Origin of the sequence: Acidovorax sp. Root219 (genome assembly GCF_001428665.1) — a bacterium.
Taxonomy (GTDB): Bacteria; Pseudomonadota; Gammaproteobacteria; order Burkholderiales; family Burkholderiaceae_C; genus Acidovorax.
Genome location: NZ_LMIJ01000004.1, coordinates 93,818 through 108,493, shown reverse-complemented (window position 1 = coordinate 108,493; position 14,676 = coordinate 93,818). Strand labels below are relative to the sequence as shown.

Genomic DNA, 14,676 nt, shown 5'->3' with positions numbered 1-14,676 from the left:
CCGTCGCTATTCTGTAATGTTTATTCGTTGGTCACGGCCAACACCTCTTCAAGGGAGGTTTGCCCCAGCTTGGCCTTGTAAAGGGCTGCATCGCGCAGGGATCGCACCCCCTCCGACCGGGCCTGTTCGGCGATTTCCAGCGCACTGCCGTCGCGCAGAATGATGCGCTGGATTTCCTCGGAGATAGGCATCACCTGGTAGACCCCGACGCGGCCTTTGTATCCGTTGTTGCAGGCAGAGCAACCCACCGGACGGTAGGGGACCCAGGATCCATCCAGCTCTTCCTCGGAGTAGCCCGCATCCACAAGCGCCTCATGAGGAATGTCTGCAGGCACCTTGCACACGGGGCACAGTCGCCGTGCCAGTCGCTGCGCAGTAATCAGGATCACGCTGGACGCGATGTTGAACGGCGCGATGCCCATGTTGCGCATGCGCGTGAGCGTCGTGGGGGCATCGTTGGTGTGCAGCGTAGACAGCACCAAGTGGCCCGTTTGGGCGGCCTTGATCGATATGTCGGCGGTTTCCAGATCGCGGATTTCCCCCACCATGATGATGTCGGGGTCCTGGCGCAGAAATGACTTGAGCGCCACGGCAAAGGTCAGGCCGGCCTTGTCGTTGACGTTGACCTGGTTCACGCCGGGCAGGTTGATTTCCGAGGGGTCTTCTGCCGTGGCGATGTTCACCCCCGGCTTGTTCAGCAGGTTCAGGCAGGTGTAGAGTGATACCGTCTTGCCGGAGCCGGTAGGGCCAGTCACCAGAATCATGCCGTAAGGGCGACTGATGGCGTCCATCAGCCGCGCTTTTTCTTCGGGTTCGTAGCCCAATGCATCGATGCCCAGCTTGGCACTGGAAGGATCCAGAATACGGATCACGATCTTTTCGCCAAACAGCGTGGGCAGGGTACTCACCCGAAAATCGATCACCCGGTCGGGGCCGATTTTCAGTTTCATCTTTCCGTCCTGCGGCACGCGCTTTTCGGAAATATCCATCCGCGAGATCACCTTGATGCGCGAGGCCAGCTTGTCCTTGATGGCAATGGGAGGCGATGTGATTTCGCGCAATTCACCGTCAATGCGAAATCGCACGCGGTACTGGTGCTCATAGGGTTCGAAATGCAGATCGGATGCCCGCATATTGAAGGCATCGAGCAACATCTTGTGCAGGAATTTGACAACCGGGGCATCCTCGACATCGGAGGCGCCTGCATCGGCTGGATCTGCCGCTTCTTCGATGGGGACATCGTCGAATTCAAAATCGCCCCCGCTGGTCATGCTCTCCATCGACTCACTGGTCGATTTGGTGCTGCTTTCTACCAGTCGATTCAGTTTGTCATATTCGGCAATAATCCAGTCCACCCCCATCTGGGTCGTGAACTTGATTTTCTCGGCGGCTTCCTGGTCCGTGGGGTCGGCCGTTGCAACGATCAGGCGGTTGTTGCGCTTGCTCAGCACCACCACCCGGTAGGACTGGCAGATTTTGGCGTCCAGCAGGTCCTTGGGCAGCCGCAGAGGGTCGATGGCTTCCAGGTCCAGCAGCGGGGCGCCGAATACGGCCGATACCGTGTGGGCCAGGTCCGTCGCGGACACCACCCCCGAACCTGTCAATTCCGCAATAAAACTGGTGCGGCTAACTTGTGACTTTTTGTAAATATCTTCGGCTGCCTTCTGGGTCAGCTTTCCCGCAGACATCAACGCCCGCCCCAAGCCCGGAAGGGCTATTGCAGGTGTTTCTTTCTGAGCAGTATCTACAGCAGCCATGTAACCGGTAATGTGTTAAGGGTGGATAACGAGCCATCCTATCATCGCCTATTGGCATTGACCTGTACAGCGCTGCATATTGGCGCTGGCACCACACCTTGAGCGTGATTTTGTGCAGGCGGGAAGAGGTGGTCGGGGTGAGAGGATTCGAACCTCCGGCCTCTACGTCCCGAACGTAGCGCTCTACCAGGCTAAGCTACACCCCGAGTGGCGCCGGCAAGGGGCGCCGGGACCGCACGCTGCATGGGGGTGTGGCCTATGCGCGACGGTCCAGCAATTGCGATGCCAAGTGTAGCAAGCCGGCGGTGAAACCGTTGTCGGGCAAGGTCTTCAGGGCGGCGATGGCCCGGTGGGCTTCCGAGACCGCTGCGGCACGGGTAATTTCCAGTGCGCCGGTTTCCCGGACGATGGCGACGATGGCTGGCAACTGCTCGGTGGACCCTTGCTCGATGGCTTCGCGGATGATGGTGGCCTGGGCGCTGGTGCCGCGCTGCATGGCCGCGATCAGGGGCAGGGTGGATTTGCCCTCGCGCAGGTCGTCACCGAGGTTTTTCCCCATCTCGCTGGCATCGCCATCGTAGTCGAGCACGTCGTCGATGATCTGGAACGCCGTGCCCAGCGCCTGGCCGTACATGGCGCAGGCTTCTTCGAGTTCGGGTGGGCTGCCCGCCAGGATGGCGCCCAGCCGGGCGCTGGCCTCGAAGAGCTTGGCGGTCTTGGAGCGGATCACGCGCAGGTAGCCCTCTTCATCCAGCGAGGCGTCGTGCATGTTCATCAGCTGCTGCACTTCGCCCTCGGCGATCACGTTGGTGGCCTCCGACAGGATCTCCATGACACGCATGCTGCCGGTTTCCACCATCATCTGGAAGGAGCGCGTGTGCAGGAAGTCGCCCACGAGCACGCTGGCCGGGTTGCCGAAGGCCTCGTTGGCCGTCGCGCGGCCGCGCCGCAGGGTCGATGCGTCCACTACGTCGTCATGCAGCAGCGTGGCGGTGTGGATCAGTTCCACCACCGCGGCCAGGCCAAAGCGATGCGCGCCGCGGTAGCCGAGGGCGCCACAGACCAGCAGCAGCAGCGCAGGGCGCAGACGCTTGCCGCCCGCCGCGATGATGTACTGCGAGATCTGCGCGACCAGGGGGACGGAGGAAGTGAGGCGTGCTGCAATCACCCGGTCCACCTCGTGCATGTCGGCGGCGATGAGCGTGAGTGCGGGCGTGGCGGCTGTTTGGGAGTGGTCAGTCAAGATAGGAGCGCTCAGAGTGCAGCGGATTATAGGAACGGCCATGGCCTTCCCGTCCTGGCGATGTGCTGCGTACGGTGCAGATGTCGCTGGCTTGCTACGATCCATGGGCTATGCTAAACTAGCCGGCTCTGCAGAAATTCGTCTGCGGAACTCATATCAAGAGGTCAACATGTACGCGGTCATAAAAACCGGCGGCAAGCAGTATCGCGTTGCTTCCGGCGAAAAAATTAAAGTAGAACAGATTGCTGCGGACGTAGGCCAGGAAATTGTGATCGACCAGGTTCTGGCTGTCGGCAACGGCGCTGAACTGAAGGTGGGTACGCCCCTGGTGTCCGGTGCAACGGTCAAAGCCACTGTCGTGGCGCACGGCAAGCACGACAAAGTGCACATCTTCAAGATGCGCCGTCGCAAGCACTATCAGAAACGTCAAGGTCACCGTCAGCAGTTCACCGAACTGCAAATCGGCGTGATCGCTGCTTAACAGGGAGCTGATGTCATGGCACAGAAAAAAGGCGGCGGCTCTACGCGAAACGGACGTGACTCCAAGCCAAAGATGCTGGGTGTCAAGGCGTTCGGTGGTGAACTGATCAGTGCTGGCTCCATCATCGTGCGCCAGCGCGGTACCCGTTTCCACCCCGGTACCAACGTGGGCGTTGGCAAGGACCACACCCTGTTTGCATTGGTGGACGGCCACGTGTCGTTCGGCACCAAGGGTGCACTGTCCAAGTCGACGGTCAATGTGACGGCCGCCTGAGGGTTTTCACCCCGGCAGCAAACGAAGCCCCGCCTGGTCGGGGCTTTGTTGTTTGGACAGCCTGGTACTTCCTGCCGGCGCGTCCTGTCGGCGTCTTGCACGCCCCTCGAAAAGAGCAAAGCCCTGCTGCTCCTTCACCGGTGATTTTCTTGCGCAGCGCTCTTTTGTAAACTGGATACCCATGAAGTTCGTCGATGAAGCCTATATTGACATTGCCGCCGGTGATGGTGGCAATGGCTGCGTGTCGTTCCGGCACGAAAAATACAAGGAGTTCGGCGGTCCCAATGGTGGCGATGGCGGCCGGGGCGGGCATGTGTTTGCCGTCGCCGACCCGAACCTGAACACCCTGGTCGATTTCCGCTACTCGCGCCGGCACGAGGCCAAGCGCGGCGAGCATGGCATGGGCTCGGACATGTTCGGTGCCGCTGGCTCGGACATCACGCTCAAGGTGCCTGTGGGCACCATCTTCACTGACGCCGAAACCGGCGAGGTGCTGTACGAATTGCTCAATCCGGGCGAGGTGGTCACCATTGCCAAGGGCGGCGACGGCGGCTTCGGCAACATGCGCTTCAAGAGCGCCATCAACCGTGCGCCGCGCCAGAAGACGCCGGGCTGGCCCGGTGAGAAGAAGAACCTCAAGCTCGAGCTCAAGGTGCTGGCTGATGTGGGCCTGCTGGGCATGCCCAATGCCGGCAAGTCCACCTTCATCGCCGCCGTGTCCAATGCGCGGCCGAAGATCGCGGACTACCCCTTCACCACCCTGCACCCCAACCTGGGCGTGGTGCGCGTGGCTCCCGAGCAGAGCTTCGTGATCGCCGACATCCCTGGCCTGATCGAGGGTGCCTCCGAAGGCGCGGGCCTGGGCCACCAGTTCCTGCGCCACCTGCAGCGCACCCGCCTGCTGCTGCACATCGTGGACCTGGCGCCGTTCGACGACGCGGTCGACCCGGTGGCGCAGGCCAAGGCCATCGTGGGCGAACTCAAGAAGTACGACCAGCAACTGCACGACAAACCGCGCTGGCTGGTGCTCAACAAGCTGGACATGGTGCCCGCCGAAGAGCGCGAGGAGCGCGTAAAGGATTTCGTCAAGCGCTTCAAGTGGAAGGGCCCGGTGTTCCAGATCTCCGCGCTCACCCGCGAAGGCTGCGAGCCGCTGATCCATGCCATCTACCGGCATGTGCAGACGCAACAGCGCGTGGAGAACACGCCCGAGGAAATCGATCCGCGCTTTGCGGGCGATGCGCCCGACTGAAAAACCGGGCAGCACAGGACCATGACCATGGGCCTGTACAGAACAATGCAGTGATGGCAGCCATCCTGGCCGCCCAGCGACAGAGGCAAAAGAAGCAAAAATGGTTTCCAGTGTGCTGCGGGATGCCCGCCGAATCGTCGTCAAGGTAGGCTCCAGCCTGGTCACCAACGAAGGCCGGGGCCTGGATGAGGCGGCCATCGGCGAGTGGAGCCGGCAACTCGCTGCGCTGGTGCGCGGCGAAGGCGGTGGGGTGCCGCGCGAGGTGATCATGGTCTCCAGCGGCGCGATTGCCGAGGGCATGAAGCGCCTGGGCTGGACCACCCGCCCGCATGAAGTGCACGAGTTGCAGGCCGCCGCCGCCGTCGGCCAGATGGGCCTGGCCCAGATGTACGAGACCAAGCTGCGCGAGCAGGGCATGGGCAGTGCCCAGGTGCTGCTCACCCATGCCGACCTGGCCGACCGTGAGCGCTACCTGAACGCGCGTTCCACCCTGCTCACCCTGCTGCGCCTGGGCGTGGTGCCGGTGATCAACGAGAACGATACAGTCGTCAACGACGAAATCAAGTTCGGCGACAACGACACCCTGGGGGCTCTGGTGGCCAACCTGGTGGAGGCCGACGCGCTCGTTATCCTCACCGACCAGAAGGGCCTGTACACGGCCGACCCGCGCCGTGACCCCGCCGCACAATTCGTGCACGAGGCCAAGGCCGGAGACCCCGCGCTTGAAGCCATGGCCGGCGGCGCCGGCTCCAGCATCGGCAAGGGCGGCATGATCACCAAGATCCTGGCGGCCAAGCGCGCGGCCGGCTCGGGCGCCTCCACCGTCATCGCCTGGGGGCGCGAGCAGGACGTGCTCGTGCGCCTGGTCAAGGGCGAGGCCCTGGGCACCCTGCTGGTGGCGCAGACGCAGAAAAAGCAGGCCCGCAAGCAGTGGATGGCCGACCACCTGCAACTGCGCGGTGCCGTGCTGGTCGATGCCGGCGCCGCTGCCAAGGTGCGCGACGAAGGCAAGAGCCTGCTGCCCATCGGCATGACGGCCGTCGAGGGAGATTTCTCGCGCGGCGACGTGATCGCCGTGCGCGACCTGGCTGGCGTGGAGATCGCCCGGGGCCTGGCCAACTATGCCAGCGCCGAGGCCCGCCTGCTGTGCCGCAAGTCTTCCTCAGAGTTCGAACGCCTGCTCGGCTACGTGGCCGAGGCCGAGATGGTGCACCGCGACAACATGGTGCTGACAATCAAGTAGGCGGTCAGTAGGCGATCCACAGCCTGCCAGGGCAATTCTGGTCAGAAAAATGTCCCGGTCGGGGCGTATCTCCCGCCAGTACGCTCGGCTGCATGGGGCAGACACCCGGTATGGCTGCCTCGGGCGCGGAGCATGGCAAGCCGCCAAGGCCTGCCTGCACACGCATCGGTGCTTGTTATTTGGGCGTGGGAGGGAAGCTGCTGCTGCTCCCCGTGTCTGAAGAAATGGCAGGCAACTCTTCCAGCGCCATGGGCCGGCTGTTTTGTGGATCGGGGTCGAAACTCGCACCCGGCGGAAGCTCCATGCCCGGGTTCACCAGCAGTGAACCGGTGCGGAACATGGCACTGCCCGCGTGTTCATCGCGCGCACGCATGCCGCTGCGCAGGTAGCGGTTGCGCTGCTCGTTGCGGGGCAGGAAACGCGCCAGCTCCGTCAGCGCCATTTCGTAGACGCCGCGCTTGAACTCCACCACCACGTCCAGCGGCACCCAGTAGTCGTTCCAACGCCAGGCGTCGAACTCCGGGTGGTTGGTGGCACGCAGGTTCAGATCCCAGTCGTGTCCGACCAGTTGCAGCAGATACCATATCTGCTTCTGGCCCTTGTAGTGTCCGCGCGCATCGCGGCGGATGTACCGGTCAGGCACCTCATAGCGCAACCAGTCCCGTGTACGGGCCACCAAGCGCACGTGGTTGGGGTGCAGGCCCACTTCTTCGTGCAGCTCCCTGAACATGGCCTGTTCCGGGGTTTCCCCCCGGTCAATGCCACCCTGTGGAAACTGCCAGCTGTGGGTGCGGATGCGTTTGCCCCAGAACACCTGGTTCTTCTGGTTGAGCAGGATGATGCCGACGTTCGGCCGAAAGCCGTCCCGGTCAAGCATAATCAAACCCCAAATTTTTAAACTGTGTCCATTATGCACGGCGCTTTGAGCGCAGCAAGTGGGCTGCACCCAGACGCCCTCTGCCGAAGCCGATGAAAGCCTCCCAATTCTTTATTTCCACCCTCAAGGAAGCGCCTGCGGACGCCGAGGTGGTCAGCCACCAACTCATGACGCGGGCCGGCCTGATCAAGAAGCTGGGCGCCGGCATCTACAACTACATGCCCATGGGCCTGCGCGTGGTGCGCAAGGTCGAGGCCATCGTGCGCGAGGAAATGAACCGTGCCGGCGCCGTGGAGCTCGCCATGCCCGTGGTGCAGCCCGCCGAGCTCTGGCAGGAGACAGGGCGCTTCGAGAAAATGGGCCCTGAACTCCTGCGCATCCAGGACCGCCATGGCCGCGACTTCGTCATCCAGCCTACCAGCGAAGAAGTGATCACTGACATCGCTCGCCAGGAGCTGCGCAGCTACAAACAGTTGCCAAAGAATTTCTACCAGATCCAGACGAAGTTCCGTGACGAGCGCCGTCCCCGCTTCGGCTTGATGCGGGGGCGCGAGTTCACCATGAAGGACGCCTACAGCTTCGACCGCGACCAGACTGCTGCCAAGGCGAGCTACCAGGTCATGGCCCAGGCCTACCGCCGCATCTTCGACCGCTTCGGCCTGACCTACCGTGCCGTGGCCGCCGACAGCGGCGCCATCGGCGGCGACCTGAGCGAGGAGTTCCAGGTCATCGCCGCCACCGGCGAAGACGCCATCGTCTACTGCCCCGGCAGCGACTACGCCGCCAACATGGAAAAGGCCGAGGCCCTGGCGCCCGCGGGCCCACGCGGCGCCGCCACCCAGGCCCTCGCCAAGACCCCTACGCCCGGCAAAAGCACCTGCGCCGACGTGGCCCAACTGCTGAACGTTCCGCTGAACACCACCGTCAAGTCGCTGGTGCTGGCCACCGACGAGACCAACGATGCGGGCGAAATCGTCAAGACGCAGGTCTGGCTGCTGCTGCTGCGCGGCGACCATGACATGAACGAGATCAAGGCCGGCAAGGTGCCAGGCCTGGCGGGCTTCCGCTTCGCCACCCTCGGCGAAATCGAGGAGCACTTCGGCTGCAAGCCCGGCTACCTGGGCCCCCTGGGCCTGAAAAAGCCCGTGAAGACCGTTGTGGACCGCGACGTGGCCCTCATGGCCGACTGGATCTGCGGCGCCAACGAGGCCGATTTCCACATGACCGGCGTGAACTGGGGCCGCGACCTGCCCGAGCCCGACGCCGTGGCCGACCTGCGCAACGTCGTGGCCGGCGATGCCTCGCCCGACGGCAAGGGGGAACTGGCGATCGAGCGCGGTATCGAAGTGGGCCATGTGTTCTACCTCGGTACCAAGTACAGCCGCGCCATGAACGCCACCTTCCTTGACGAGAACGGCAAGCCCCAGCCGCTGGAGATGGGTTGCTACGGCATCGGCATCACCCGCCTGCCGGCCGCAGCCATCGAGCAGAACCACGACGAGCGCGGCATCATCTGGCCCGACGCCATCGCCCCCTTCACCGTGGTCATCTGCCCCATTGGCATGGACCGCAGCGAAGAGGTCAAGGTCGCGGCGGACAAGCTGTACGCCGAGTTCCTCGCGGCCGGCGTCGATGTGCTGCTGGATGATCGGGGCGAACGCCCAGGCGCCATGTTCGCCGATTGGGAACTGATCGGCGTGCCCCACCGCGTGGTGATTGGTGACCGGGGCCTCAAGGAAGGCCAGGTCGAGTACCAGCACCGCCGCGACAGCGCTGCCACCAAGGTGGCCATCACCGACATCTGGGCCCATGTGAAGGGCCGCATGGCGGTATGAGTGGGGTGCACGGCTTCGGTGGCGGGGGCCCTGGCCTGTCCCGTCGCACCTGCCTTGCCGCGTCGCTCCTGGGGCCGTCGGCGTGGCTGGCTGCGCCCACGCTGGCGCAAGCTGGGGGCCAGCTCGAAGAGCCGTTGATGGACTCGGTGCGCACCGCGCTGAGCTCGGCCATCGCCAACCAGGCCCCACCCGAGCCCGAGTTCTTCACCACCGACACCCGCCTGCACTACACCCGCTGGCTGGCCGCGATGAGCGACCGCCTGCGCCGGCGCAAGCCCGAGTGGGAGGTGCGCCGTGACTTTCTGCAGACCGTCTGGTACGAGTCCAAGCGCGCAGGGCTCGATGTGTCCCTGGTGCTGGGCCTGATCCAGGTAGAAAGCGGGTTCCGCAAGTTCGCCGTCTCCAGCGTGGGCGCGCGCGGCTACATGCAGGTCATGCCGTTCTGGACGCGCGTGATCGGCGACGGCGACGCCGGCAAGCTGTTCCACATGCAGACCAACCTGCGCTTTGGCTGCGTGATCCTGCGCCACTACATCGACCGCGAGCGCGGTGACCTGTTCATGGCGCTGGGGCGCTACAACGGCAGCCGGGGGCGCCCGCCTTATCCGAACGCCGTCTTCGGTGCCCAGCGCAGCTGGGAGTACGTCGACCGGCCCGCAGCCGGCTGAGTCTCTCGCGGGAGCTAGACGATGGTTCCTGGCGTGTTCGCGTTGTCCTGGCTGCCCGCCTGCGACAGTCGCGAAACCATCACCTGGTCGATGCGGTAGCTGTCCACGTCCAGCACCTCGAACTTGTAGCCACCCCAGCTCACACTGTCCGTTCTGCGCGGTACGCGGCGCAGCATCACCATCAAAAAGCCGGCCAGGGTCTCGTACTCCTCGGCATGCGGCAGTTCGTCGAGCGACAGTGCGCGCAGCACATCGCCGATGGGTGTCACCCCGTCGATCAGCCAGGAGTTCTCGTCGCGCCGCACGATCTGCTCCTCGTCCAGTGGGGATACGAGATCGCCCATCACCGTGCTCATCACGTCGTTGAGGGTCACCACGCCCACCACCAGGCTGTACTCGTTGACGATGACTGCGAAATCCTCGTGCACCTGGCGGAACTGCTCGAGCACCTCGGAGAGGGTCAGCCGGTCCGGCACGATCAGCACCTTGCGCACCAGGCTGTCGTCGGCCAGCGAGATGGGCTGGTTGTTGAGCACGCGCTGGAACAGGTCCTTGGCGTCCACATAGCCCACCACATGGTCGATGTCGCCCTCGCACACCGGGTAGGTCGAGAACGGCTCTGCCGCGATGCGCAGGCGTATCACCGCGTCTGACTCGTCGCGCAGGAAAAAGGAGACCCGGTCGCGCTGCGACATGGCGCTCGACACCATGCGTGTGTCCAGCTCGAACACGTTGGTGATCACCTGCTGCTCACGCGCTGCCAGCACGCCGGCCCGGGTGCCGGCTTCCATCATGGCCAGGATGTCATCCGAGGTGATGCGGTCATCGCGCAGCGAAGACAGCCCCAGCACGCGGAACAGCGCATCTGCCAGCCGGCTGTAGAACCACACCACCGGGCGCAAAATCGTCATGCACCAGGCCATGGGCTTGGCCAGGCGCACCACCAGCCGCTCGGGCTCGGCCATGCCCAGGCGCTTGGGGAACAGGTCGGCAAACAGGATGAACAGCGAGGTGATGACCAGGAACGAGGCCAGAAAGCCCGTCGTCTGCGCATTGCCCTCGCTGAGCCACCAGCCGAACAGCGTGCTGAAATGCGGGCTCAGCGCCCCCTCGCCGACGATACCGCCGAGGATGGCCACTGCGTTCTGCCCGACCTGCACCACCGTGAAATAGTCGCCCGGCTGCTCCTGCATGCGCAGCACGCGATCGGCGCGCGCGTCGCCTTCGTCCGCCATCTGGCGCAGGCGCAGGCGGCGCGCGGCCGCGAGCGAAATTTCGGCCATGGAAAAGAAGGCGCTGGCTGCAATCAGCAGCCCGATCACGAAAAAGCTTTGGGTCAGGGACATGAAGAGCGACAGAACGTGGCGCTGCGGCACACCGGGCTACAGAGTGTATCTGCCTGCCCGATGCACCACGGCGCCCTTTGGCGCGCTACCGCTGCGGGACTGCGGCCTGGCCCGCCTACTGCACGAAGCCGATGCGCCCACGCCCGGCGGCGGCTCGCGGCAGATCGGCCACCTCCACCGTGGAGCGCCGTTCCAGCCGCGCATTGCCGAAACCGGTCATCAGCGCCCGGCGCATCTCGCGCGGTGGCATCGTGGCCAGCAGGTCCAGCACATCGCCCTGCGGCTCGGGGTCGATCAGGCGGCCCCAGTCGTGCCCGGCGCGTATGCCCTGGTAGAGGTTGCGCGCGATGGTGCGCGCCTGCGCCAGCGTGGGCGCTTCTACCTCGAACACATTCATGCGGTTGAGGATCGGGTCGGGAATGCCGCGCGTGTCGTTGGCCGTGGTGATCCAGATGACCTGGCTCGCGTCGATGGCCACCTCGGCGAACTCGTCGGTGAAGCTCTGCGCCGTGTCGTGCTCGAGCAGGCTGTACAGAGCGCCCAGCGGGTCGTACTGCGCGTCCGACGCGGCCTTGTCAATCTCGTCGACCACGATCACCGGGTTCGCGTACTCGCCCTCCACCAGGGCCTCGAAGACCTTGCCGGGGCGTGCCCCTTTCCATTGGGCCGACGAGCCCGACAGCAGCCAGCCTGCGGTCATGGAGCTCATGGGCAAGAGGTTCATGCCCGTGCCCAGCAACTCGGCCAGATGGCGCGCGAAATGGGTCTTGCCGATGCCCGGCGGGCCCAGCAGCAGCATGGGCGTGACCTCCAGGCCGTCGCTGCTGTCCTGGGCCAGGGCCACATGGCGCTTCACGTCGTCCAGCACGTCCGTGAAATTGGGCAATTGATCGTAGAGGCTGGCCATGTCGGGCACGCCCGAAGGCTTGACCTGAAAGCGCTCCGGCCCGCGCTCCAGCATGCGTTCGTAGACGGTGCGCAGGGTTTCGTACTCGCGCTGGTTACCCGACTCCTGCAGCCGCGAGAGCTTGCGCTCCACATCTCCGGGGTGGAACACATTGCGCATCTGGGCCACCGGCAGGCGCAGGGCGGGTGCTTGGGGAACAAGGCTATGGCTGGTCATCGCATGCTCTCCTTGTGAGTTGCAAAAGCGTCACGTCACACAAGCATTCAAGCACACAACATGCCCGGTCAAGCGCAGGAAAAGCCCTGGCAACCGGTTTTGCGCAGCTGTTACCTTCGTTTGTTGCCGCCATGCAAAAGGCCGCCCGAAGGCGGCCTCACCGAAGGTGCCGGGACAGGGCGCAATTACTCGCCGGTGCCCAGCACCTGCTTGAGCTCGCCCGACTCGTACATCTCCATCATGATGTCCGAGCCGCCGATGAACTCGCCCTTGACGTACAGCTGCGGGATGGTGGGCCACTGGCTGTATTCCTTGATGCCCTGGCGGATCTCGTCGTCTTCGAGCACGTTCACCGTGACCACGGACTTGGGGTCCACGCCGCTGGCCTTGAGGATCTGGATCGCGCGGCCCGAAAAACCGCACATGGGGAAGCTGGCGTTGCCCTTCATGAACAGCAGGATGTCGCTGGATTTCACGAGGGCGTCGATGCGTTGCTGGGGGTCGCTCATGGGAATACTCCTTGAAAGGGCTGGCGGGCCTCGGAGACCCGCAATAACCAGATTATTTCACTGTCGGCCATTGTCCGCCGGAGCAGCGTGCTATGCCGGCCAGATCCATGCGGCTTTGCACCTCGCCGAACCCCTCGGCGCGCAGCAGTTCGCACACGGCATGCGCCTGGTCGTGGCCATGCTCCAGCAGCAGCCAACCCCCCGGTGCAAGGTGATTGGGGGATTGCACCACAATGGTGCGTATGTCGTCCAGCCCATCGACGCCGCTGGCCAGGGCCTGCAGCGGCTCGTGGGTCAAGGCGGCCAGGTGTGGGTCGGCGGCAGCAATGTAGGGCGGGTTGGAGACGATGGCATCGAAGCGGCCTTCCACGCCCTGCAGCCAGTTGGCCTGTGCAAACTGCACGGGCAGTGCCAGGCGGTGCGCATTGGCCTGCGCCACGGCCAGTGCGTCGGCGCTGGCGTCCACGGCCAGCACGCGCGCGGCCGGGCACTGGTGCTGCAGTGCCAGGGCGATGGCGCCGCTGCCTGTGCCCAGGTCCAGCACGCGGGGGGCGGGCATGGGGGAGATGATCTCCAGGGCCCAGTCCACCAGTGTTTCGGTGTCGGGGCGCGGGTCCAGCACGCGGGCGTCCACTTGCAACGCCAGGCCGTAGAACTCCTTGTGTCCCGTGAGGTAGGCCACCGGCTCGCCCGCCGCGCGGCGCAGGCACAGGGTCTGGTAGCGATCCGAGGCATCCGGTGCGAGCACATCGGTGTCGTGCGCCAACAGCCAGGCGCGGTCGGTGGTGGCGCGGCCCAGCACGTGCAGCAGCAGCAGTTGTGCGTCGATGCGCGCCAAGCCCAGGGTGCGGGCCTGGCCCAGGGCGTCAACCACGGTGGCGGGTGGATTAGCGGTGGTATCCATGGCGGCGAGGGCGGGTGCCGGCCGTCAGGCGGCAGCTCCCATCTCCAGCTCTTCGAGCTGCTCGGCCTCGCGCGCATGCGCCATGGCCTGCAGCACGTCGGCCAGGTCGCCTTCCATCACCAAGAGCAGCTTGTACAGCGTGAGGTTGATGCGATGGTCCGTGAGCCGGCCCTGCGGGAAGTTGTAGGTGCGGATGCGGTCGCTGCGGTCGCCGCTGCCGATCAGGCCCTTGCGCAGCGCGGCCTCCTTGGCGGCGCGCTCGCTGCGCTCCTTTTCCTGGATGCGCGCCTGCAGCACCTGCAGCGCCTTGGCCTTGTTGCTGTGCTGGCTGCGGCCGTCCTGGCACTCGGCCACGATGCCGGTGGGCAAGTGCACCACGCGCACGGCCGAGTCGGTCTTGTTGATGTGCTGGCCCCCGGCGCCGCTGGCGCGGAAGGTGTCGATGCGCAGGTCCGCCGGGTTGAGCTTGATGGCCTCGGTCTCGTCGGGCTCGGGCATCACGGCCACCGTGCAGGCGCTGGTGTGGATGCGGCCCTGTGTCTCGGTGGCCGGCACGCGCTGCACGCGATGCCCGCCGGATTCGAACTTGAGGGTGCCGTAGACGTTGTCGCCTTCGATGCGCAGCACGATTTCCTTGTAGCCACCGAGCTCGGCCGCGTTTTCGCTCACCACCTCGACCTTCCAGCCCACATTGGCCGCGTAGCGCGAGTACATGCGCGTGAGGTCGCCCGCGAACAGGGCCGACTCGTCGCCGCCCGTGCCCGCGCGAATTTCCATGAAGGCATTGCGCGTGTCGTCGGGGTCCCTGGGCAGCAGCAGGCGCTGCAGCTCGTCCTCCAGCTGCAGCAGCTCGGCCTCGGCGCCGGTGACCTCCTCCTGCGCCATCTCGGCCATGTCGGGGTCGGCCAGCATCTCGCGCGCGCCGGCCAGGTCGGCCTCGCGCTGCACGTAGCGCGCATAGCGGCCCGCCACCTGTGTCACCTCGGCGTGCTCGCGCGACAGCAGGCGGTACTGGGCCATATCGCCCATGATGTCCTCGCGCGAGAGCAGGAAATCGAGCTCGCCCAGGCGCTGCGCATAGCGCTCCAGCTGGTTTCTGAGAAAAGTCTTCATGCGGTGAAAAAAGGGGAGGGGCTACGTGTTCGTAGCGGGCGCTGCCCTTGCG

General features: G+C 64.8%; 14 protein-coding genes and 1 tRNA gene. 6 read left to right on the top strand and 9 right to left on the bottom strand.

Annotation, left to right across the window (positions count from 1 at the left end; genetic code table 11):
- Nucleotides 1-20: 20 nt before the first annotated feature.
- The 3 genes from pilB to ASE28_RS04935 form a co-directional block, all read right to left on the bottom strand.
- Nucleotides 21-1,757: a type IV-A pilus assembly ATPase PilB gene (gene pilB, locus ASE28_RS04945; RefSeq protein ID WP_057265138.1), complete on the bottom strand. Its 1,737-nt coding sequence runs from the start codon at nucleotides 1,755-1,757 to the stop codon at nucleotides 21-23.
- A gap of 129 nt (nucleotides 1,758-1,886) precedes the next feature.
- Nucleotides 1,887-1,963: transfer RNA gene (locus tag ASE28_RS04940), tRNA-Pro, on the bottom strand.
- Nucleotides 1,964-2,013: 50 nt separating this feature from the next.
- Nucleotides 2,014-2,943 (bottom strand): polyprenyl synthetase family protein, encoded by a 930-nt coding sequence (locus tag ASE28_RS04935; RefSeq protein WP_057265293.1) that lies wholly within the window; start codon nucleotides 2,941-2,943, stop codon nucleotides 2,014-2,016.
- A 226-nt stretch (nucleotides 2,944-3,169) separates the two neighbouring features.
- Between ASE28_RS04935 and rplU the strand changes: the two genes are divergently transcribed.
- The 4 genes from rplU (at nucleotide 3,170) to proB (ending at nucleotide 6,249) form a co-directional block, all read left to right on the top strand.
- Nucleotides 3,170-3,481 (top strand): 50S ribosomal protein L21, encoded by a 312-nt coding sequence (gene rplU / locus ASE28_RS31150; RefSeq protein ID WP_024814187.1) that lies wholly within the window; start codon nucleotides 3,170-3,172, stop codon nucleotides 3,479-3,481.
- A 15-nt stretch (nucleotides 3,482-3,496) separates the two neighbouring features.
- The gene (gene rpmA, locus ASE28_RS04925; protein ID WP_007854552.1) at nucleotides 3,497-3,754 is read left to right on the top strand and encodes a 50S ribosomal protein L27; all 258 of its coding nucleotides are present in this window, start codon (nucleotides 3,497-3,499) and stop codon (nucleotides 3,752-3,754) included.
- Between the two features lie 181 nt (nucleotides 3,755-3,935).
- Entirely contained in the window at nucleotides 3,936-5,006 is a 1,071-nt protein-coding gene (cgtA, locus tag ASE28_RS04920; RefSeq protein ID WP_057265133.1) for an Obg family GTPase CgtA, read from the top strand.
- A 100-nt stretch (nucleotides 5,007-5,106) separates the two neighbouring features.
- Nucleotides 5,107-6,249: a glutamate 5-kinase gene (proB, locus tag ASE28_RS04915; RefSeq protein ID WP_057204970.1), complete on the top strand. Its 1,143-nt coding sequence runs from the start codon at nucleotides 5,107-5,109 to the stop codon at nucleotides 6,247-6,249.
- A gap of 175 nt (nucleotides 6,250-6,424) precedes the next feature.
- Here proB and ASE28_RS04910 read toward each other — a convergent pair whose 3' ends face one another.
- On the bottom strand, nucleotides 6,425-7,126 hold the full coding sequence (locus tag ASE28_RS04910) for an RNA pyrophosphohydrolase (RefSeq protein ID WP_057204967.1): 702 nt from the start codon (nucleotides 7,124-7,126) through the stop codon (nucleotides 6,425-6,427).
- A gap of 92 nt (nucleotides 7,127-7,218) precedes the next feature.
- Here ASE28_RS04910 and ASE28_RS04905 point away from each other — a divergent pair, with 92 nt between their 5' ends.
- Nucleotides 7,219-8,961 carry a proline--tRNA ligase gene (locus tag ASE28_RS04905; RefSeq protein ID WP_057204964.1) on the top strand — a complete coding sequence of 581 codons (1,743 nt, stop codon included), beginning with the start codon at nucleotides 7,219-7,221 and terminating at the stop codon, nucleotides 8,959-8,961.
- Nucleotides 8,958-9,629, top strand: a complete 672-nt coding sequence (locus tag ASE28_RS04900; protein ID WP_057204960.1) for a lytic transglycosylase domain-containing protein — start codon at nucleotides 8,958-8,960, stop codon at nucleotides 9,627-9,629. The genes ASE28_RS04905 and ASE28_RS04900 overlap by 4 nt, the downstream gene beginning before the upstream one ends.
- Nucleotides 9,630-9,643: 14 nt before the next feature.
- Here the strand turns inward: ASE28_RS04900 and ASE28_RS04895 are convergent, their stop codons facing one another.
- The 5 genes from ASE28_RS04895 to prfA form a co-directional block, all read right to left on the bottom strand.
- The gene (locus tag ASE28_RS04895; protein WP_057205230.1) at nucleotides 9,644-10,975 is read right to left on the bottom strand and encodes a hemolysin family protein; all 1,332 of its coding nucleotides are present in this window, start codon (nucleotides 10,973-10,975) and stop codon (nucleotides 9,644-9,646) included.
- A gap of 115 nt (nucleotides 10,976-11,090) precedes the next feature.
- The gene (locus ASE28_RS04890; RefSeq protein ID WP_057265132.1) at nucleotides 11,091-12,098 is read right to left on the bottom strand and encodes an AAA family ATPase; all 1,008 of its coding nucleotides are present in this window, start codon (nucleotides 12,096-12,098) and stop codon (nucleotides 11,091-11,093) included.
- 185 nt (nucleotides 12,099-12,283) lie between these two features.
- The gene (grxD, locus tag ASE28_RS04885) at nucleotides 12,284-12,607 is read right to left on the bottom strand and encodes a Grx4 family monothiol glutaredoxin (protein WP_057204954.1); all 324 of its coding nucleotides are present in this window, start codon (nucleotides 12,605-12,607) and stop codon (nucleotides 12,284-12,286) included.
- Nucleotides 12,608-12,659: 52 nt separating this feature from the next.
- A complete protein-coding gene (prmC, locus tag ASE28_RS04880; protein WP_057265130.1) occupies nucleotides 12,660-13,511 on the bottom strand; it encodes a peptide chain release factor N(5)-glutamine methyltransferase in 852 nt (283 codons plus the stop codon).
- Nucleotides 13,512-13,535: 24 nt separating this feature from the next.
- The gene (gene prfA / locus ASE28_RS04875) at nucleotides 13,536-14,624 is read right to left on the bottom strand and encodes a peptide chain release factor 1 (protein ID WP_057265128.1); all 1,089 of its coding nucleotides are present in this window, start codon (nucleotides 14,622-14,624) and stop codon (nucleotides 13,536-13,538) included.
- Nucleotides 14,625-14,676 lie beyond the last annotated feature (52 nt).